Annotated in this window: 14 protein-coding genes; 11 read left to right on the top strand and 3 right to left on the bottom strand. The window is 43.1% G+C overall.

The features are described 5' to 3' along the window. The first annotated feature begins 488 nt into the window (after positions 1–488). From MHN81_RS16460 to MHN81_RS16470, 3 genes are all read left to right on the top strand, one after another. Positions 489–3461, top strand: coding sequence for a TonB-dependent receptor (locus MHN81_RS16460; RefSeq protein ID WP_239426237.1), 2973 nt, complete (start codon positions 489–491; stop codon positions 3459–3461). Positions 3462–4572: 1111 nt separating this feature from the next. Next, positions 4573–5820: an MFS transporter gene (locus tag MHN81_RS16465; RefSeq protein WP_239426238.1), complete on the top strand. Its 1248-nt coding sequence runs from the start codon at positions 4573–4575 to the stop codon at positions 5818–5820. Between the two features lies 1 nt (position 5821). Continuing rightward, entirely contained in the window at positions 5822–6697 is an 876-nt protein-coding gene (locus MHN81_RS16470; protein ID WP_023398239.1) for an ROK family protein, read from the top strand. Positions 6698–6764: 67 nt separating this feature from the next. Here MHN81_RS16470 and MHN81_RS16475 read toward each other — a convergent pair whose 3' ends face one another. Continuing rightward, positions 6765–8942: a fasciclin domain-containing protein gene (locus tag MHN81_RS16475; RefSeq protein ID WP_239426239.1), complete on the bottom strand. Its 2178-nt coding sequence runs from the start codon at positions 8940–8942 to the stop codon at positions 6765–6767. Between the two features lie 451 nt (positions 8943–9393). On the opposite strand from MHN81_RS16475, the gene MHN81_RS16480 reads away from it, so the two are divergent. Both MHN81_RS16480 and MHN81_RS16485 read left to right on the top strand, forming a co-directional pair. After that, complete coding sequence (locus tag MHN81_RS16480; RefSeq protein WP_239426240.1) at positions 9394–10020, top strand: NAD(P)H-dependent oxidoreductase; 627 nt, start codon at positions 9394–9396, stop codon at positions 10018–10020. A 245-nt stretch (positions 10021–10265) separates the two neighbouring features. Next, entirely contained in the window at positions 10266–10730 is a 465-nt protein-coding gene (locus MHN81_RS16485) for a nuclear transport factor 2 family protein (protein WP_239426241.1), read from the top strand. 177 nt (positions 10731–10907) lie between these two features. Here MHN81_RS16485 and MHN81_RS16490 read toward each other — a convergent pair whose 3' ends face one another. Beyond that, on the bottom strand, positions 10908–11132 hold the full coding sequence (locus tag MHN81_RS16490) for a hypothetical protein (protein WP_023398235.1): 225 nt from the start codon (positions 11130–11132) through the stop codon (positions 10908–10910). A 455-nt stretch (positions 11133–11587) separates the two neighbouring features. Here MHN81_RS16490 and MHN81_RS16495 point away from each other — a divergent pair, with 455 nt between their 5' ends. Genes MHN81_RS16495 through MHN81_RS16520 form a run of 6 tightly spaced genes read left to right on the top strand, consistent with a single transcriptional unit; the run spans position 11588 to position 18745 of the window. Further along, positions 11588–12856 (top strand): HlyD family efflux transporter periplasmic adaptor subunit, encoded by a 1269-nt coding sequence (locus MHN81_RS16495; RefSeq protein ID WP_239426242.1) that lies wholly within the window; start codon positions 11588–11590, stop codon positions 12854–12856. 24 nt (positions 12857–12880) lie between these two features. Next, positions 12881–13603: an ABC transporter ATP-binding protein gene (locus MHN81_RS16500; RefSeq protein WP_023398233.1), complete on the top strand. Its 723-nt coding sequence runs from the start codon at positions 12881–12883 to the stop codon at positions 13601–13603. 10 nt (positions 13604–13613) lie between these two features. Further along, positions 13614–14903 carry an ABC transporter permease gene (locus MHN81_RS16505; protein WP_023398232.1) on the top strand — a complete coding sequence of 430 codons (1290 nt, stop codon included), beginning with the start codon at positions 13614–13616 and terminating at the stop codon, positions 14901–14903. Positions 14904–14913: 10 nt separating this feature from the next. Further along, positions 14914–16137, top strand: a complete 1224-nt coding sequence (locus tag MHN81_RS16510; RefSeq protein ID WP_239426243.1) for an FtsX-like permease family protein — start codon at positions 14914–14916, stop codon at positions 16135–16137. A 57-nt stretch (positions 16138–16194) separates the two neighbouring features. Then, entirely contained in the window at positions 16195–17460 is a 1266-nt protein-coding gene (locus MHN81_RS16515; RefSeq protein WP_239426244.1) for a sigma-54 dependent transcriptional regulator, read from the top strand. Then, complete coding sequence (locus tag MHN81_RS16520) at positions 17453–18745, top strand: ATP-binding protein (RefSeq protein WP_239426245.1); 1293 nt, start codon at positions 17453–17455, stop codon at positions 18743–18745. The genes MHN81_RS16515 and MHN81_RS16520 overlap by 8 nt, the downstream gene beginning before the upstream one ends. 176 nt (positions 18746–18921) lie before the next feature. Here MHN81_RS16520 and MHN81_RS16525 read toward each other — a convergent pair whose 3' ends face one another. Next, positions 18922–20706, bottom strand: coding sequence for an ATP-binding protein (locus tag MHN81_RS16525; protein WP_239426246.1), 1785 nt, complete (start codon positions 20704–20706; stop codon positions 18922–18924). Positions 20707–20744 lie beyond the last annotated feature (38 nt).

Here is a 20744-nt window from a genome sequence, read left to right on the forward strand (position 1 = left end):
TTATATGTTTTAAAAATATTTAACGAGCACATGTTGTAAGGTAATTATTCGACGCTTAAGCCTTTAAGCGTTATTACTCTTTGTTACATATATTTAAATACTCAATCACCTATGTAAAACGTGGTGATACATTTCAAATCAATCATAATACTTATCTATCCACTTCATATTCACCTCGGGAACTGCCATGTTTTTCACGATTAATACCTAATAAAGGTTCATCCACTGAGATGACAGCGCTGTTTATTGATAGATTTGTACCTGTATGAGATAGAAAATGCAAACATCTTGTCTCCCTGACTGCTCAAATATGTAAAGGTTGAAATTAGAGTTGTTAATTTTAAGTAGCATTTTTCGTTACGTGATTTATTCAGGCGCTCAGTACCCTTGGGCGACTAGGTCAAGGTGTTTACTTAGTTAATAAGTGTTGAGTTTTCTCTAATTTTCTTTTCAAAAACAGATAAAAAAATAGATCAGAGAGAAAAGTGATGAAACATAATTTATCTCCATTTAAACGGTCACGCGTATCTTTTGCTGTTATGGCTGCTGTTCTGTCTGTAGGCGCATATGCAGAAGATGCAGGTGTTCAAGCAGAGCAAGTTGAAGTTATCGAGGTTCGCGGGATCAGAGCCTCTACCGAACGAAGTTTAAATACCAAGCGATTTGCCGATGGTGTGGTTGACTCTATTACAGCTGAAGATATCGGTAAATTACCGGATATAACCATTGCTGACTCTCTGCAACGTGTTCCGGGGATCCAAATTCGTCGCAGTGCTGGTGAAGGTTCTACTATCAATGTCCGTGGTATGCCTCAGGTAACAACCTTGCTTAACGGAGAGCAATTTTTAAGTGCAGGCTCTATCACTAAAGTGCAGCCGGACTTCACCGATATTCCCTCCAGCTTGGTTGGCTCTATGAACGTGATGAAATCGCCAACCGCAGACACCCTTGCAGGTGGTATATCCGGTACGGTTGATTTATTAACGCGTAAACCCTTTGATCTGGAAGAGGGGTTCAGTGGTGCGGCACTGGCGGAGGCTTCAACGGGGTCATACTCAGAAGAAACAGATCCAAAGTTTATGGTGTCCGCAGGCTATAACGGTGACCGCTTTGCGGTGCTGGCTACCCTTTCGTACGATGAGGCAAACCTGGCAAACTACCGCTATGGTTCGACTGATGATGGTTGGGCATATGCGCCGTTTGAAAACCACGAAGAAGTGTCATGTTGGTTTTGTCCCAAACAGGATATGAATGGTGATGGGGACTCTGATGATGCCGAATTCACTTATGTGAGTTACGGTATTATGAACCGCTTCACTGAGCGTGAGCGCCTCGGCGCAACGGTAAGCTTCCAAGCTCAGTTAAGTGACAACTGGACCTTCAGTAGTGATGTTTTTTATACGGATATGGATGATGCTGATCGTCATAAAGGGATCACAGCTGACAATGCTTGGGGCGGTCACTGGCACTGGCAAGATCAGCATGACCCCATTAACCGGGGTGTGCTAGATAATGGCCACAACCTGTATACAGCGCAAGATATAACGCTCAATTCACCGCGTGTTGTGTCCCACTCAGAAAGTCATACTAACCAGCGTGAGTCAACAAACTTTAATTTTGAGTTAGAATTTAAAGGAGACGGTAATTTTTCCGGTAAAGCGCGTTTTATTACTGCGGATGCTGAGCGTAGCCACACTGAAAACGTCGCTCAGGGTTACCTGACCAATGGCCTTGCCCATGGCTTACGAAGAAATGATGGCACAGGTCCAATTGCTGTAAATCCTGGCGGGTATGGGCCAAACCCTATTCCGATGCGTTTGAATTTCAAAGGCAAACATCCTTCATTGACTGGGCCTAGTGAGCTGCAAGGAGAGGTATTTGGCTCCAATATCAACCGCTATGCCATTGTCTCTACCTATTCCGAAAATAACTATGACGAAGAAGCGAGCTTAGATGTTTTGCGATTGGATGGTGAGTATCAGTTTGACTATAAGCACCTTGAAAAGATGTCATTTGGCGTGCGAGTTGGTCAGCGTGACGTAACACGTGATCAGTTTGTTTTGCTCGCGCCTTTTTCCAACCCTGTGGGCGAGGGCAGTGTCAATGTCATGTGGAAAGATCAGGGATTGGCTGCATTTGATACAAATGGTGATGGGGAAGTTAGTGTCGTAGATGGCGATATTACCATGGGAGCTAATACACCATTTAATTTTACTGGTTTGCCAGAAGGGTGGGTGGAAAAAAACAGCGACTTTGGTCCAGTTAATTTAGGTGAATACTATTTCGTTGATCCGCGCCAACTTGATGATCCGTTTGCATTTCAAAATGCGCTCTATCCGGGCAATATCAGAGGTGGAGTGCCTGGAAGCTCTTATAAAATAGAAGAGCAAACGCAGTCTGTTTATTGGCGCGCCGATCTATCAAATGATTTTTATCGTGCTAACGTGGGTTTTCAATACATAGAAACCGATCTTGATATCGTACAAAACGAAGTGGGTGATTCTATTTGTTCTAACTGTCCTGGTGAAGTGGCAAAAGATGTGGGTGACATTGTAACCGCACGCTCTTACAGTGACTTTTTACCGTCTGTGAATGTGGCGTTTAACCTGAGAGACGATGTAATTTTGCGTACATCTTGGGGTAAAACAATGACACGTTTGGACCTAAAGTCACTAGGTGGCGGTCTTACGATTAGCCGAGCTAGGGCGGGTGATGAGTTGGCTGCCAGCGAAGGGATCAGCCCGGATCTACTGATCGCAACTAACGCTACCATGCAAGGTAACCCAGATCTTGAGCCTTGGCGCGCAGAAAATACCGATGTGACATTGGAATGGTATTTCTCGCCAAGTGCGCTGGTTAGTGTTGCATTGTTCAACATTGATTTAGAGTCATTTATTGAATCTGCACAGTGGCAGATCGCCGCAGAAGATGGCGATGGTGTGGTGCGTCGTAATGTTACTGTGAATGGTCAAATTAACGGTCAAGGTGGCACGATGGAAGGTGCGGAGTTTAGCTACCAGCAAGCTTTTGACTTTTTGCCCGGTTTTTGGAGTGGCTTTGGCGCTGCATTCAACTATACATATTCGGAAAGTGAAAGTGGCAAAGAAGGTTTTGGTGGGGAGCCATTGCCGCTTGAAGACAACTCTAAAGAATCAGGTAACGCAGTTTTATGGTACGAGCAGTATGGGTTTCAATTCAGATTGGCCGCAAACTACCGCTCCAAGCGTTTGCATACGGTGTCAACACCAGGTGGTATGGGTAATATAGGTGTTTGGACAGAGCCGACTACCTACATTGATATGTCTGCAAGTTATGACATAAATGACAATCTTACTGTGTATATGTCAGGCAGCAACTTGACCGAAGAGTATGAATCACAATACGCGCAGTGGAAAGACAACCGCATGGCACAAAATATCTATGAGCGCCGCTTTACTCTGGGTGTACGTGGTCGCTGGTAGTCACTAACTTCCTTTTCATTATCGTAGCACAAAGGCCTTAACGGCCTTTTTTGTTAGCAACAGAGTAATTTCCAATGATGTTTCTTCAGTGGTGCTAATTGCAAAAATGAAGCCTGCGCCTGTGAGTCTGAGGATTTAATCTCAACTTAATATAATTGCATATACATCATGTTAATACGCCAAAAATTATCAATACTACTAAGGCTGTCAGAAAGGAACAATTGGTTATGTAAAGTTGTGCAACTAGCGTAAAAGGGTGCTCAGTTATGTCAAGCACAACCAGAGTGAGTAACATAGTTCAAAGCGGCATAGGTTGTAGTGCAAGAGATAAAGAGGGAGTCATCATGAGGCGAATTAAGGCGTAAAATAGCTGAGAAGCCTTATTCAGAAAATGATTGGGGTTTATACCAATATTATAAATAAACTTATACTTCAAAATGTTAATGTTAAATCACTAAAGTATGATGGCTGAAGTTAGTAGTCTAAATGGACTTGGAATGACGATTATCTGGTGTCACAAAGCAACGAAAAGTCTAGATGTTAACATCGTAGGCTTATGCGGTTGGCCGGGTGAAAATAGTACAATATCTAAAGTGTAATCGACACAGCTTTAGCACAAAAGTGAGAGTTACAAAGCCAATTTGATACCATATATAGTTGCTATAACTTTATTTTTTCTAATACTTATGATGGGTAAATGTGAATGTTATAGTGTTAAGTTTCGAATATGAATTCTTTAGATTTACTTTTAATCAAGCTATTCAACGAGCAAAACTGCGCAGCAGCCTCTGCGATCCATGGTTACAATTTCAGACGCTATAATTAAAGTTATGTGATAAATCAGTATTGAAATCAAGCCTTTCAATCATGCTTATCAGTGCAAACAAGGTAACAGGAAATACTAACATACAGGGGTAGGTTGTCTGTTGCTGCTGGTGGGCTTGAATTGTATTGATAAAGGATTGAATAGTGCCGCAATATGAAGTTAATTGGCGGCACACTAACCTTATTTGACGAGTTAAGGTGATGGCGGATTCCCCTTGGATCATTTGTCTGCCAACAAACAGATCCTATTTTTGCCATCGCCTTTTTATTAAATAAGGTACTAGTAATGAAGAAGAATTTGCCTGCGGTGCTTGTGGTTCTCGCGACGTTCTTTACGATCTCTTTTATCACCAATATTCTTGGTCCAATCTTTCCTGAATTGATAAAAAGCTTTGATATCGGCATTGCGCTGGCTGGCTTTTTTCCTTTTGCTTTTTTCGCCGCCTATGGCGTAATGTCTATCCCGGCAGGTTTGTTAGCGCAGCGTATTGGCGAAAAATTTGTCATGTTGATCGCTTTTAGCTTGGCTGCCAGCGGCTCGCTGCTTTTTGCACTCTTACCCAGCTTTGCACTTGCCATGTTTGCCCTATTTATGATTGGCAGTGCCATGGCATTTTTACAAGTAGCCATCAACCCTCTTTTACGCCGCGCCGGTGGCAGTGAACACTTTGCCGTGTTATCTGTCGTGGCGCAATTGCTGTTTGGTGCTGGCGCGACCCTCTCACCAGTTGTATATGTCGGATTATCTGAGACGGCCCAAAACTCTAACTCTTTGATGAGTATTCTGGTTCCTGCGCAAATGGAGTGGCTAAGTATGTATTGGCTATTTGCTTTGGTGTGCTTGGCGATGTTGGTGTGGAGTGCACTGACTCGCTTTGCTGTTGTTGACGACGAGCACATGGCAAATTACACCTTAGGTGACTGTACGGCGTTATTTAAGAATAAAACAGTCATAAAGTTCTTTTTTGCGATTGCAGCCTATGTTGCTTTGGAGCAAGGGATTGCGAATTCCATAGCCATTTTTTTACAGCAAACCCATGATCTAGATGCAAAAAGTGTTGGGGCTAAAGTGGTGAGTCAATTTTGGCTTATGCTGACAATCGGTTGCATGGTCGGCTTGGTCTTGATGAAGTTATTCGACGTGCGCAAGGTGCTTGTGTGGTTTTGTCTCGGCGCGGGAGTGAGTTTGGCAATGGCGATATTTGGCTCTGCCGAACTGGCATTGATTGCATTTCCTGCCGCAGGGTTTTTCTTATCCATTATGTGGTCCGCGTTATTTTCATTAGCGCTGAATTCATTTGCTCAAGGACACGGTGCGATCGCTGGGATCCTATGCACGGGTATTGTTGGCGGAGCGGTGGCTTCACCATTAATTGGGGCCGTGACGTATATATCTGGTTCATTGACGCTAGCGCTATGTTTGTTATTTATTCCTTTGGGGTACATGGCTTATATAGCAAATTCATCAAATCCGTTGGTAAATAACCATACATTCCGTCTTTTTGAAAGAAAATCACCAGAGCAGGAAGCATAAGATGTCAGGAATGATTGTTTGTATTGACCTTGGTGGTACTAAAGCATTGTGTGGTTTAGCGAAACAAGGGCGTGTAGGGCAGGTGAAGCGCTACCCAGTGCCAGCTTCAGGCACAAAGAAAGAAGTGACTAGCTATATTGTCGAGCTTGTTAGAATGACGATAACTGCGGATTGCATCGGCGTAGCCATTGGGATCCCAGGGGTTGTAAATAGTGACACCGGAGAAGTGTTTGAAGTTACAAATATACCAGCGTGGCGCGATGTACAGTTGGCTGAGGAGTTAAGCCAACGGTTTCACGTCCCTGTTCTTGTTCATAATGATGTCAATTGTTTCACTTTTGGTGAGTACCGCTTTGGAAGTCATGGTGGTGACTTTATGCCGTGTAAAAACATATTGGGAGTTTGCCTAGGTACAGGGCTTGGTGCAGGGGTGGTGATTGACGAAAAGTTATATACGGGGCGATATGGGTTGGCAGGAGAATTTGGCAGTGCGCCTTATCTTGGCAAAACCATTGAAGACTATTGTAGTGGCCAGTTTTTTAATCAGCAGGGGACGGACGGTGCGTTTCAATATCAATTGGCCAAAGCAGGCAATGTAGAATCGCTGAAATTATTTGAGCAACTCGGTACGCACCTTGGAATAGCGTTTGCTCATATGCAGCTAGCTTATGATCCAGATGTGATTGTATTGGGGGGCTCGGTAACCCAAGCCTATGACTTATTTGGCGAGCATATGCTGTCATCATTTACACAGTATGAGCAGTGCAAACAATTGAATATTCGCGTGAGCCAGCTTCCTTATGCAGCATTGTTAGGGGCATGTGCACTGTTTGAGCAAAAATATAAAGTTGCTTCTTTTGAGAGGGAATGTATCTAGATACCTTTCGAAATAAGGTATGGTTGGCTAATTCAGACAACCATACCTAACTCAAAGGAAGAGGAAACTAGTCGACAGATGTGATCACAGTATCAATTAAATGCACCACCCCATTTGCGGTGTAAATATCTTTTTGGATCACATTACTGCCCTCGATTTGCAGCCCTGATGTAGGCAAGCTAATATGCGACCAATTATTGATAGCGCTGCCTAACATGTCCCCAGGTGCTGTGTCTGACGCATACAGATAAAGCGGACGTCCCAAATAGGCGACTTGCATTTGACTGTCTTGACGAGCAATCAAACTCAATCCAGGAATGTTGGCGATTTGTGCTTGTGTTGCAATCACAGGGGGCCACGCGGCTGCACATGCGTCGTTGCACTGGCTCTGTGCAAAGCTCAGGTCGTTATCAAATACATATAGCGTGAACCCAGCTTTGTCGTGCCCTTTGCCTGCGACCAAAGTCTGCTGGTTTGCGTCGTAAGCCACGGCATCGGTTTCGCTATTGGTTGTTCCTGCAAAGTCAACGACTCTAATATCCAACATGTTTTTTGCGATCGTTTCAACTTGTTTACCATTGAGCTTAAGTGCAGTCATAGCAGGCGCTTCGAGTGCAAGTAAATGTTGGGTCAGTACTTGGGTTAATCCTGCTTGATCGGCCAATAACGCGTTGAGTGTATCAGTTGGAATTTTTTGAAATGCGCGGTTGGTTGGTGCAAACACAGTGAACTGAGCACTTGTGTCAGACAGGATATCGACCAAGTTTGCTGCTGTAAGTGCCGTCACCAAGGTTGATAAGTCATCGGTTTCCGAAGCCACTTGTGCAATTGTTTTGTTAGAAGTTGCTTTCTCAGCTGGTGGCATAATGACCTTATCCAACACATGAATAACACCATTGTCCGCTTTCACATTGGCTGTTCTTATAACTGCATCGTCAATGAATAACTTACTATCCACCGTACTTAGCGCCGCCATATCGGTATTGGCCATCGTAACCATATTGTCTTGAGAAGAGGCAATTGCGGCAGCTGCGTCAGACATCACACTCTGACCAGAGACAACATGATAAAGTAAAATATCTTTGAGCATTTCAGTGTCAGCGCCAAGTGCATCTAATGTAGCTTGTCCAAGCGCTGAAAAAGCGTCATCTGTTGGCGCGAATACGGTAAACTTCACCGTGGGATCAGACAAGGTTTGGTCCAAACCGGTTGCACTTAATAGACTGATCAAGGTGTTGAATGAACCGGCGTTAGAGGCAACTTCGGGGATCAAGCCAAGAGACTCGGGCACAGTTATATCTCCAACAACAACGGCATCCAGTACATGAATAATCCCATTTGATGCGCGTACATCCGTTTGTGTAACTTTGATCCCAGCGAATTTTAGCATGTCAGCTGCCGGGTCAATGGCCACGCTTTTTTGATTACCCAACAATGTTGTGGCGTTTTTACCATTGAGTGACATTGCGGTTACTGCATCCACGCTGCCCGAAACGATGTGTTGCTTTAAGATATCACCGAGGACATCGGGGTTGGCCAACAGAGTATTGATGGTACTAGTCCCGAGTGCGGCAAAAGCGGCATCAGTGGGTGCAAAGACTGTGAGCGGATCAGAGCCTGTCAACGCGCTAGTGAGACCGGCGGTTTCGACCGCCTTCAATAAAGTAGTAAAGTTACCTGCTTGGGTCGCGACTTCCGCAATATTTTGGGATGGTGTTGATTCTACAGGTGGCATGAGCACGGCGTCGATAACATGAATTATACCATTGTCAGTTTGAATGTCTGTTTGTGTAACGGTTGCGGTGTTGATCAGCAAACTTTCACCAGATAGAGACAGTGCAATTTTTGCCCCGTTTACGGTGTCAGCTGTTTGTCCTGCGAGCGTCAACGCCGTTTCTGCATTCACTTCGGAATTGAGCACATGATAAGTTAGAATTTTGCTGAGTGTATCTGTGTCAGCTAACAGGTCATTAATGGCCTGTGTACCCAACAATTCGAAAGCAGCATCAGTGGGTGCAAACACGGTAAATTTATTGTTCGTATCATCTAGTGTTGCGTTTAACCCAGTCGCATCGAGCGCTGCAACTAAGGTGTTGAATGACCCTGCTGCTTTTGCAGCGTCATAGACTGAGTTTTCTGGTTGGTGTGGCTGTGGGGTTATAACTGGGTCGTCGTCATCTGAACAAGCAGAGAGAAGCCCAACAATGGCAACAATAGCCAGTTTTGCAAGTACTTTCACGATCATCTCCATTGGAGTGGTTAATTTTCCGGCAATACGGGCTTGGTTTAAATTCAGATCAGGTGTTTCAAGTATAAAAAACTAACTTTCTTAAATTTTTATTTCGACAACAGCAATGTTTTTAATCAATAGTTATTGATTTATATTTTTGATTTTATTTGATATTTATTTTTAATCCACCATGCTTAAAGTTAAGCTAACTCGCTTTTAAAAAAGACAAAAAACTTTAACCTAAATATGATAAAGAATTTAATCGGCTGTATTTTGTACACTTTAAGTTCGGTTAACATCAACTGAAACAAGGTGGGATTAGATACCGACAAACTGCAAAAGTATCAAGTTTGAGCTGGTGTAAATAATGAGTTTTAGTTTGGCGCGCTGTAGAGGAACTTTTTCATGATTCACAACTCTATGATTTAAATAGAGTATAAAGATAATATCTGACAAAGGAACCACAATGCATGTCCACTTAGTCATAGCCCACCCAGAAAAGTCTTCTTTCAATTATGCACTACACTGCGTTGCCATCGAAACTTTGAGCGGTATGGGCATTAGATATAGTGAATCTAATTTATATGCTGACTTGTTTAACCCCGTAGCGGGACACGATGACGTGATAGGATTTCCTGATGGAGAGTCTTTCAATCTTGCCAAGGCACAGCGTTTTGCGCTGGAAAACAATGCATTTATTAGGCAAATCAAACACGAACAAAACAAGCTTAAAGAGTGTGATGTTTTGGTGCTGCAATTTCCACTGTGGTGGTGGTCATTTCCGGCCATTTTAAAGGGGTGGATTGACCGAGTGCTTACATCCGGGTTTGCCTATGGGGAAGGTGCAACCCTAAAAGCAAAAAAAGTGATGTACTCTATCACAACTGGAGGGGCTAAAAATCAGTCTGAACTCGACTACTATCAAGCAAAAATAGACGGCTTGTATCAGGATGTATTTGCCTTCATGGGCTGGGAGATTATCCCGCCATTCATTGCCCATGGTGTGCAACAAAAAAGTCACCAACAGCGGCTTGATATACTTGCAAGTTACACGGCTCATATACAAAAAAAATTGACGTTAGCGCAAAGTTAGGGGGCTTTTACTTGAGATATTGCGCATGATTTTACAGCTATGGTTATTTATATTAGAGTTGTACCCCATGCGGGGTCTTAATATGAGTAAAGGGAATGTGAGGTTAGTTTGGAAGGCGCTAATTTAGTCATTTCTCTATTAACTAAATATATCAACATCACAGTTAGTGAATAGCATGAGCGGCGTAATTGAACGACTTAAATCGCGATTACTGTCGCCAAAATGTCAGTGAAAGGAAGCAAGCAGTGAAAAAAGCACTATTAATCACAATTCTATCTATTATTTCTTGTCTGGCATATGCCAAAGGTGATCTAACCCGCGCGCAGCTAGTCGCAAAAGCCAATGGGTTTGTTGCGGCGAAAAATGCACGCCAACAGCCAAATTCAACGCGTAAAGATATTGAATATTTTCTCTCATTATTGGCCGATGAATTTGTAGACGAACACGTTAAATACAACTTTACATACACCAGTAAAGCCGTACTACGAGATGACATGGTTGCTAAACTCAAAGATAAAGTCATCCACAGTCACATTGAAATTAATAATATGATGATTGGACGTAATGTCGTGATCATTAAAATGACAGAATCTGGCCAAGCTAAGCCCGCACACTTGGACAAAACCATCGACTACAAAACAACCAATATAGTGTCACTAGAATTTGATAGCAGCGGATTAATTACGCACATACGACGACATCATGGTTAACAATGGCCATTGGCGATGAGCTGATGGTGCTGTGTTATCAAACTTATTGCTAGATACAATACTGGTAGTTTGATCAAAGCTTCGTAAAAGTAAATAAGGGAGTAAACTCCCTTTTACTAGCGTATATCTAGGAAATAATGAACTGGTGTATCAACTCGCTATCCTGTCGATGGTTTATTAGTAGTAGCGGATCTCACGCACTCTGTAATCATATAGCTTTGTGTTGTAGCGGCAGCTGCCTACAGAGCGGTATTCAACAATATACACACCGATCCCTTTATACGTATTTACATACTGCCAAGTACAGTTTTCCACTACACCTGCTGGAGAGGTTGTCCAAGCACTTGCGCTGCTAGCGAAGACCACGAACATTGAACAGATTAATAGTTTAATTTTATGCATAGTTATTCCCTTGTTTCCATTGTGGTTTATTGAATTAAGTTGGTACTTACCCTAAAAGATGAGATTGAATTGTTCAATTGTTGACCATGTGATCTGATCGCATTTCATGTACAACCGCGTGATCAGTATTGAAGGAGTATCTTTATTGGAAACAAGAGTTGTATTTGCAGCGCTGAATCAATGGTGCGCTGTAGTGCATTTAGCCCTAGTTCACCGCGTTGAAATTTTGACAAGTTAATGAAAATCGCGACGGGACAGGTGGACGGACACGGGTGTGGACACTGAGTGTCCACACCCGTGTCACTGTGACACTATTGGACAGCGCTGGTGTCCATTCGGACACCAATTATTTCCCATATTTATAAAAGTGTATATTTTTCAATGGTTTATTTTTATTAAAATTTTGGCACTGTCCTCGCTTATACCTAGGTATATCAATTAACAGGTATAGGATTATGATTAAAGGAACTCAGTCTCAGGATGAAGTCATCGCGCCAAGTAAGGCAAAAAGCAAACTTAAATATGTTGTGTCAGCGGTATTTATGACACTTTTCACTGTGCTGTCTATCCCGGCGATCAGTCAATGGTACTCAGGGATCAAAACGGTTTCATACGCACAATTGCTTACCGCTAAGGTAATTAAACAAGACCTAATTAGAGATGCATCTGTATCTGGTCGTTTGGTTGCTGCCAATGCTCCACAGGTCTATAGCCCTGAGCCGGGTCAAGTTACTTTACTAGTTAAACCTGGAGATACTGTTGAAAAAAACACAGTGATAGCCACTTTAGAAAGCCCTGAGTTGAGTGCGCAAATAGAGCAGCAGACTTCGTTATTGTCGCAATTGAAGTTAGATGCCGACCGAGGCACATTGGCAGATGAAGAAGCGCAATTGGACTTAGAACGCAGCTTAGATGAAGCTGTGGTACGCCTCAATGCTGCAAAGCGTGAACAGCAGCGCTCGCAAGAATCTTTCGATAAACAAGTGATAAGTGAGTTAGATTATGCGCGCAGTCAAGATACGCTGCTTGAAGCTCAGCTAATGCACAAACATGCTCAAAAGCGTGTCAGCATGGCAAAAAAGCGCCTAGATTTTGAAGCGCAAACTCGTGACTTATCTGTTAAACGCCAAACTCAAATATTGCAAGAGTTACAGCGCCGAAAGCGCGCGCTAGAAGTACGTGCACCTGTCAATGGTGTGGTGGGAAGTTGGCTAGTGCAACAAAAAGAGCAAGTGGCAGATGCACAGGCCTTGATGAGCATAGTTGACTTGTCAGAATATGAAGCAGAGTTACAAGTGCCTGAGTTTTATGCAGATGATTTAGGCATTGGCTTAAATGTTGAGATCACATTTTCAGGTCAACAGTACCAGGGTGCGATCAGCTCAGTGTCACCAGAAATTAAGCAAAACCAAGTTGCTGTGCGAGTTAAATTGGCATCTGGCAACAATGTAAAATTGCGCCAAAACCAACGTATAAATGGGCGAATCGAATTTGAGAAAAAATCGCAGGTTCTGCAAGTAAAACGAGGACCATTTTTAACCAGTTTTGGTGGTAAACAAGCCTTTGTTATTCGCGACCAAGTTGCGCAATTAATGAATATTCAAGTGGGGGCATCGAGTGTAGAGTACGTAGAGCTACTCAGCGGTGTTCAAGAAGGTGATGAAGTGATCATTTCAGATTATGACGCATTCAGCCAAAGTAAAACTTTTAAAATTTCAAAATAATTAATAAGAATTAAGGATCTCATTATGCTTTCTATGAAAAATATTAGCCGAGTATATCGCAGTGAAACCATTCAAACTCACGCACTGCGCGATTTTAATCTGCAAGTTGAGGCTGGCGAGTTTGTCGCTGTGACAGGACCATCGGGCTCGGGTAAATCAACGTTTTTAAACGTGGCTGGATTACTCGATGACTTTAATGAAGGGGAATATATCTTAGATGGGACAAGTGTAAATGGTTTGTCAGACGACGACCTGTCTCGTCTGAGAAATGAAAAAATAGGATTTATCTTTCAAAACTACAACTTGATCCCTGATTACAGTATTTACGACAACGTGGACATGCCACTGCGCTATCGCGGCCTGAGTTCAAAGCAAAGACGCAGTCGTATTGAGCATGCGCTTGAGTTGGTGGGCCTTGCCAGTCGTCATGCCTATTTGCCAAGCCAGCTCTCTGGTGGTCAGCAGCAGCGTGTTGCCATCGCTCGAGCTTTGGCTGGAGAGCCTAAAATTTTATTAGCGGATGAACCAACAGGTAACCTCGACTCTTTAATGGCGAGACAGATCATGGACCTGCTCAAAGACATTAACAAAGAGGGCAGTACCATTATTATGGTGACCCATGATCCGGATCAGGCTCGTGAGGTGAATCGCAATATTCAAATCATTGATGGGCAGATCACAGACTACAGCATCTACGCACCAGTCAGTAAGGCGCAACAAACCAGTCAAGAACCGCTGTCGATTTAAGGAGCTCACAATGGAAATGTTTACCTATTATGTCCAACTTTGCATACGAAACTTTAGACGAACACCGCTATTTTTCGCTTTGATCATGCTTACTTTATCAATAGGCATAGGAACTTTACTGGCCAACTTATCCATGCTGTCATTGATGTCGCAGGACCCTATTCCGGGAAAAAGTGACCAAATATTTAGTGTGAATATGAACACGTACGCGGGGGCAAATAATACCTTTGGTAGTATGCACACCATAAGGTATAGCGATGCCAAAGCGATTGTTGATGCAGGAGTCGCGCATCGCGCTACGATGCACTATGCGACCCACGTTTACAGCCGTCGTGCAGATTCGCAAGACTTAACGCGTTATTCAAGCGCAACGCGTGCAACCACAGCGTCTTTTTTCGCCATGATGGGGGCTGAATTTGCGTTTGGCGAAACGTGGAAAAATGAGCACAGCAACAGCATCGTGATTGGCCATGAACTTAACATCAAATTGTTTGGGGGCGAAAACAGTGTTGGTGAACAGTTAGAGTTACAAGGCCAAATTTATAATATCGTCGGGGTACTAAAACCGTGGATCATGAAGCCTCTATTTTATCATGCAACAGAAGGGCGAGCGTTTAACAAAACCGATGATATTTTTGTGCCAATTGAAGTGGCGATTGATAATAACTGGGCCGTACACGCCCGTACATTGTCAACCGATGACTACACCACCTTAAGTGAAACAAGACAGATAAATGCATACTACATTCAATCGTTTGTTGAACTGATAGACGCTGAGCAGCAACTCGCTTTTCAGACCTTTATTGATACCTATGCACAGCAGTTGCACGAGAAAGGTAATCATCGTCATGAAGTCGACAATCGCTTATATGATGTCAATGCGTGGCTTGAGCAAAACGAAGTGATAGACAAAGATCTATTGGCGTTTACATTTGCCACTGGGCTGTTTCTACTCGTATGTATTTTCAATGCCAATAGCTTAATGTTGTCGCGCTATCAAGCAGGGCAGTTTGAGTCCAATTTAAGGCGCGCTGTTGGTGCAAGTCGCAAACAGGTGTTTTATCAAGGGGTTATTGAAAGCGTTATTTTAGGTATAACGTGTGCATTGGTATCCTTGGTGCTGGCAATCAGTTTGTTGGCTTTGTACCGTCAGCTTTTTGAAGACCTAGCGCCGGTAGCAGAATTACCCTTGCATATGGTCGTGATTGGGTTCGGTGTGGCGCTCACATCGAGTTTATTAAGTACGATTTACCCATTGGTTCAAGGCGCTCGTACGCCATTGGCAAGTATTTTAAAGTAGGGGCAGGCTGATGAACATAAAAGCACTATTTAAATCAATGTTACTGCGCAAGTTTGCGACGGGCTTACTAATTTTTCAACTGGTTCTAACTATCGGGCTAGCTTGCAACAGCTTATTGCTAAGTATTGAAGCGAATGAAAAGTTATCTCGTGATGTTGGCTTTGATATGGAAAATGTGTTGGCATTCCAAGTACGCCCCACATCAGAAGCTTTCTTAGATGCAGATTTCTTTTTATCAGTCGTTGATGAAGACATGGCTGCATTGGCAAATCTCGAAGTGGTAGACAGGGTGACGTATACCAACCAGTTACCGTTAATGCGTGGCGGGAACTATCATTCAATTGAAGATATTAATCACCCAGAAGATATGCCCGTTGACCGTCAATTTAGCGGCATACCTACCTACTATGTTGGGCAAGATTTCTTTACGTTATTAGATGCGCCAATTCACCTTGGCAGAAACTTTAACGAGGGCGACAATGCGACACGTGGTTATTTAGAGTCCCCTGATTTTGAGCCTAATATCATTATCTCTCGAGCTTTGGCTGAAGCGCTTTACCCAGGGGAGTCAGCGGTTGGAAAACAAACAATAGAGGGGCGCATCGTCGGTATCGTTTCTGACTTTGCGATTAGGCCCGGTCGTACATATCCTCATTACGGTATTTTTAAATTTCGCAATATGGCACGTGCGCAATCTAGATTGATCTATTTGGTTAAAGTGGCGCCGGGAGATTTAAAGCAAACTAAACAGGTGATCAGGGATGCGCTGAAAAAAGTACATCCTGAGCGCGACATACGTGAAATGATAACCATGAAAGAGCATCACAGTGACTACTTTAAACAAGCAACCAGCTTAGCCACATTATTTAGTTTGTTGACGGCATTTATGCTGTTGGTAACAATGATAAGTTGCTTTGCACATGCACACTTTCATGTTTCAAAGCAGAAAAAACTCATTGGGATAAGACGTGCGCTTGGCGCGCGTAAAAAAGACGTATTGTTGTATGTATTGAGTGAAAATTGGCTGGTAAGTGCAATTGCTGCTGGGCTGGGTGTGGCCAGTGTTATTGCCATTAATATGTTGTTAGCTAACGTTATTTTAATGCCTAAACCCGATGTAATGAGCTATTTGATTTGTGTTATTATCGTGTTTATCTCTGGTACTGCAGCAACTGGGTTACCAGCTTGGAAAACAACAAAAATAGCGCCTGTCACAGCGACTCGCACGCTATAAATAATAAGGAATCAACATACAGCGGCATAATAGTCGCTGTATGTATGCAGAGCACATATGAACACAATTCTCGTTGTTGATGACAACCCAGATATTTTAGATGCACTAGATTTGCTACTGAGTATTCACGATTACCAAGTACTGAGTGTGACCAGTGTAAAAGAAGCGTTATTGGCTGTGTCGCATCAAAAGATCGACTTGGTGATCCAGGATATGAACTTTAGCGAAGGCACCACATCAGGAGAGGAAGGCAAACAGTTATTTAGTGCGCTAAAAGAGCTCAATCCGTCACTGCCGATTATTATTATCACTGCTTGGAGCCAGTTAGAAACCGCTATTACATTGGTAAAGTCTGGCGCCGCAGATTATCTTCCCAAGCCTTGGGACGACCAAAAGTTACTTGGTGCGATCAAAGAGCAGTTAGCGGTCAAGGTGACACAATCAACTGAGTGCGCGCTCGTTTACCAAAGCAAAGAAATGTCAGAGCTTATCTATACTTCAACCAAGGTTGCAGCGGCAGATATCAATGTGCTTATCACAGGTCCGAATGGCTCTGGCAAAGAAAAACTAGCTGACTTTGTACATCACAAATCTCAACGTGCCACAAAGCCTTTTATCAAGGTAAACATGGGCGCTATTCCACAAGAGTTGATGGAAGCAGAGCTGTTTGGCGCGGAAAAAGGTGCGTTTACTGGGGCAAATCAAGCCAGAGCTGGACGATTTGAAGCCGCAGATGGAGGCACTCTGTTTTTAGACGAAATTGGTAATTTGCCGCTCTCAGGTCAAATGAAACTATTGCGGGTTTTGCAAACCGGAGAGTTTGAGCGGCTGGGTTCCAATGTGACGCAAAAAGTGGATGTTAGGGTGATCAGTGCGACCAATGCAAATCTGCAACTCGATATTAAAAATGGTGATTTTAGAGAAGATCTGTTCTATCGATTAAATGGAATGGAGTTGACTATTTTGCCACTCAATAAGCGCAAAGCGGATATTATACCGCTGGCGAATCACTTTATTGGTGACGCGTATACTTTATCAAAAGATGCCGAACAATTTTTGATGCAATACACTTGGCCGGGCAATGTACGCGAGCTTGAAAATACCTGTAAGCGAGCACTTATTTTTGCTGAGGGGGACTGTGTAACCGCAAGTGCGTTCCAAGGGCAGGAACAAACTTCAATACTGAGCGAAAAAGAACATATGCAGCAGGTGTTGGACAAGCACAACTGGATAATTGCGCATGCAGCGCAGGAGCTCGGTTTAAGTCGCCAGACCCTTTATCGACGCATCGAAAAGTTCAAACTGGAAAAGAGCGATGACTAAGTTACTGATCTTTTTCTTTTTGTGCCAAGTCGCTTTTTCTCTTGCTGGGGTTGTATATGGCCCTGACTATCCGCTGGTTTTTTTACTGATTGGCACTGTGATGTTTAGTTTAATTGGCTACATGTATCACAGATACAATAAGGCACAGGCCAATATTCAGCGCAGCATTGAACAGGGTCTGTTAAGTTTAATTGATGGTGATTTTTCAGTCAGTATCGCGCCCAAAAAACACCCAATTTACGACAGTGTTTTTACAGTATTTAACCAGTGTGCAGAAAAGTTGCGAAAAGAGCGGCAACATCTATATCAGCGTGAAATGCTGTTAGATAAAGTGCTCAATACGTCGCCTGTGGTCACGTTTTTAGTGAGTCCAGATCACAAAATTATTTTTGCCAATCGGGCCGCTGAATTAATGTTTAATCATGGTGAGTCGTTGCTCGGACACGATTGGCTAGCTATTCGAAGCGAATTGGACGGTGGGTTTGCAGAGGCACTACAAAATAGCGGAGAGAGCATTTTCACGCTCAAAGATGCCAGTGGTGATGAGCAAGCTTGGCACTTGGCAAAGTCAGGGATGCGTATTCATCAGGCTAGCCATACCTTATATCTATTGAAAAGCATCACACATGAGCTTGGTCGCCAAGAAGTACAGACTTGGAAAAAAGTCATCAGGGTACTTAGCCATGAGCTAAATAATTCAATAGCCCCTATCAGCTCCATGTGTCATTCAGGTCAGTTACTTGCGCAGAATCTAGAAGAACCTCGCCTCGATAGAGTGTTTAGCTCTATATCGCGGCGGATAGGTCATTTAAATGAGTTTATCAAAGGCTATGGTGAGCTATCCAAGCTAAAGTTACCTAGCAAAACACTGATCAGATGGCCAACGTTGCTAGAGCAATTAAACGCACTGTACCCATTTGAATTGACAACTGAGATCCCTGAATCATCGCTGTATGCCGATGAGCACCAGTTGGAGCAGGTACTTATCAATATTCTGAAAAATGCCCATGAAGCACAAAGTGAGCAAGCACAGTCACTTCCAGTGCAAGTACGCTTTATTGAACTAGAGCAACAGGGAATTACCATTGAAGTGCGCGACTTTGGCACGGGCATGGCCCAAGAGGTACTTGAAAACGCTCTGCTACCGTTTTATTCGACAAAGCATTCGGGTACTGGACTTGGTTTAGCATTGTGTCGCGAGATTATCGATGCACATCAGGGCAAGCTCGCTTTTCGCAATTGTGAAGATGGCGGTGCCGTTGTCAGTGTTTATTTGCCATGTTGATCCCCAGTAATAACAAGCCCCACTGTAACAAGGGCAGGCATTACATAATCTGACTTATATATTAAGAGTGTTATTTATTTTATTTGTACCTTTAGTGGCTGTTGGACCCTCATACCGTCGAAAAATGAGCAAGGTACATACTAGGAAATCACTAAGCGCCAGCATAGTGATTTAATCTAGTTTATCGGCAGCGCTAAGGTAAATGAGGTACATTCACCTGGTTCAGATTGAAGCGATAAACTACCACCAAGTCGCTTACTCAAGTTGTAACTCACCGATAGGCCTAACCCACTGCCTTGACCAACTTCTTTGGTCGTAAAAAATGGGTCAAAAACCTTCTCTTGAATATCCAAAGGGATCCCAGGGCCATTGTCTTTTACTGTTAACAGTAGCATGCCATCGGTCTCTTTTGAGCTTAGCTCAACAAACGGGTGGTCATTATTGTATTGTGCTATGGCTTGAAAAGCATTTTTCAGTAAATTGGTTAAGATCTGTTGCACAAATCCAGGATTCGAAGTTGGCTGGCAAGTATGTGAAAAATTGGTTGTCACTGAAATTGCGCTGGGGTTTTGGTTGTTTAGTAAGGTCAGGCTTTGGTTTAGAATTGCGGCGACGTCCAGTTTGGTATGGTGTTGATTGTTCGGCACTGTAAATGATTGCAAATCTTTGATGATTTCGCTGACTCGGCTTAACCCCATTTGAGATTGAGCGACGATTTCACGGATATCATCATAAATAAAATCAATATCTGATTGTCCTCGATAGTTACTGATTTGGTTTTTAATTTCAGCGCCAATATGCTGATTGCCAACTTCAACGGCACTTAAAAATTGGTCGTGCAAATTTTGCAAATTAAGGATGTTGTCCAAATAGTTATCCATCGAACCAAAGTTACTTAGCACAGAAGAGAGCGGGTTATTGATCTCATGGGCGATGCCTGCGGCAAACTGGCCGACAGTTGCCATTTTTTCGCTATGAGCAAGCTGTGTTTGGGTTTGCTTTAGCTCAATCAGCGCTTCTTTTAACCTTTTACACTGCTTCTTTAAGCGCCGTTCTGACTCCTTTCTTTCAAGTAAGATGGTTAATTGCTCTGCGGATTTACTGACAACATCTATCTGTCGCATAGACACTGAGTCCATCGCTTGTTCATCAATGAAAAATACCATTAATTCCAGCACTTTGTCGTATACAACGATAGGAAATATCAGATAGCTACTGAGGTTTGACCCCAGCAATTGGTTAACCGAGTGAAATGTTTCCTTACCTGGTAAAAGGTCAATTTGAGGCTTTTTTTCTGTCAGTGAGCGAGCCAAGTAGGCGGGCAGAGTTGGCAGTCCAAAAGCACTAGAGAGTAATTGTTCCATTGACTCTTGTTGTGGCCAAACTTGGCTTAGCTCACCTTCATTTTGATTGCTGATCTTAATTCTACAGTGTGTTGTCGCACAGGCGATATTGGCAAGAGATTGCATAAAAGTGAGCATGACTTCATTGATGTCATTATTGTTGCGATGTAAGTGGGCAACACTCATCAATAAATCGCTTTCAGCTTTGTGCTGTGCGTTAATTTGCAAAAGCCGCTGCCAAGCTTTGAGATTGCGCTCAATGACGCTTAAATTGAAGGCTTCTTTGTTTTGGGCAAGGCTAATAAAACTGGCAATATCATAGTTTTCAATCCAGCTTAGTGCATCGGGCATGCGCTCAGGTTGGTGGGCTACAATAAATATCATGTCCTTGTCTTGGCAACCGATTCTGACATATTCCAGTAACTGTTCGGCTAATTCTTCTGACTCTGTGTCTTCAACGTTTAGCACGATGAGTCCGGGTTTTTTCTTACGTATAAGTTTTTTGCTTGCCCTTAAGTTGGTGGCAGTTTCAACATCGCAATTTAGTTGTTTTAAAAGTGCTTCAAGAGGCGCTGAATGCGGACCAATATTCAAAATTGTGTGTTGTTGTCTTTCCATAATCATTACTGTTCTTGCCTTGTATTTTTGTTAACTAT

Source organism: Pseudoalteromonas sp. Of7M-16, assembly GCF_022347805.1.
GTDB classification, from domain to species: Bacteria; Pseudomonadota; Gammaproteobacteria; order Enterobacterales; family Alteromonadaceae; genus Pseudoalteromonas; species Pseudoalteromonas luteoviolacea_F.

What these genes read in the sequence shown, in the direction of transcription:
- MHN81_RS16515 (WP_239426244.1), top strand. Translation starts at nt 16,195, where the DNA reads ATGAACACAATTCTCGTTGTTGATGACAACCCAGATATTTTAGATGCA.
- MHN81_RS16475 (WP_239426239.1), bottom strand. Translation starts at nt 8,942, where the DNA reads ATGATCGTGAAAGTACTTGCAAAACTGGCTATTGTTGCCATTGTTGGG.
- MHN81_RS16490 (WP_023398235.1), bottom strand. Translation starts at nt 11,132, where the DNA reads ATGCATAAAATTAAACTATTAATCTGTTCAATGTTCGTGGTCTTCGCT.
- MHN81_RS16460 (WP_239426237.1), top strand. Translation starts at nt 489, where the DNA reads ATGAAACATAATTTATCTCCATTTAAACGGTCACGCGTATCTTTTGCT.
- MHN81_RS16505 (WP_023398232.1), top strand. Translation starts at nt 13,614, where the DNA reads ATGGAAATGTTTACCTATTATGTCCAACTTTGCATACGAAACTTTAGA.
- MHN81_RS16495 (WP_239426242.1), top strand. Translation starts at nt 11,588, where the DNA reads ATGATTAAAGGAACTCAGTCTCAGGATGAAGTCATCGCGCCAAGTAAG.
- MHN81_RS16510 (WP_239426243.1), top strand. Translation starts at nt 14,914, where the DNA reads ATGAACATAAAAGCACTATTTAAATCAATGTTACTGCGCAAGTTTGCG.
- MHN81_RS16470 (WP_023398239.1), top strand. Translation starts at nt 5,822, where the DNA reads ATGTCAGGAATGATTGTTTGTATTGACCTTGGTGGTACTAAAGCATTG.
- MHN81_RS16520 (WP_239426245.1), top strand. Translation starts at nt 17,453, where the DNA reads ATGACTAAGTTACTGATCTTTTTCTTTTTGTGCCAAGTCGCTTTTTCT.
- MHN81_RS16465 (WP_239426238.1), top strand. Translation starts at nt 4,573, where the DNA reads ATGAAGAAGAATTTGCCTGCGGTGCTTGTGGTTCTCGCGACGTTCTTT.
- MHN81_RS16525 (WP_239426246.1), bottom strand. Translation starts at nt 20,706, where the DNA reads ATGGAAAGACAACAACACACAATTTTGAATATTGGTCCGCATTCAGCG.
- MHN81_RS16480 (WP_239426240.1), top strand. Translation starts at nt 9,394, where the DNA reads ATGCATGTCCACTTAGTCATAGCCCACCCAGAAAAGTCTTCTTTCAAT.
- MHN81_RS16500 (WP_023398233.1), top strand. Translation starts at nt 12,881, where the DNA reads ATGCTTTCTATGAAAAATATTAGCCGAGTATATCGCAGTGAAACCATT.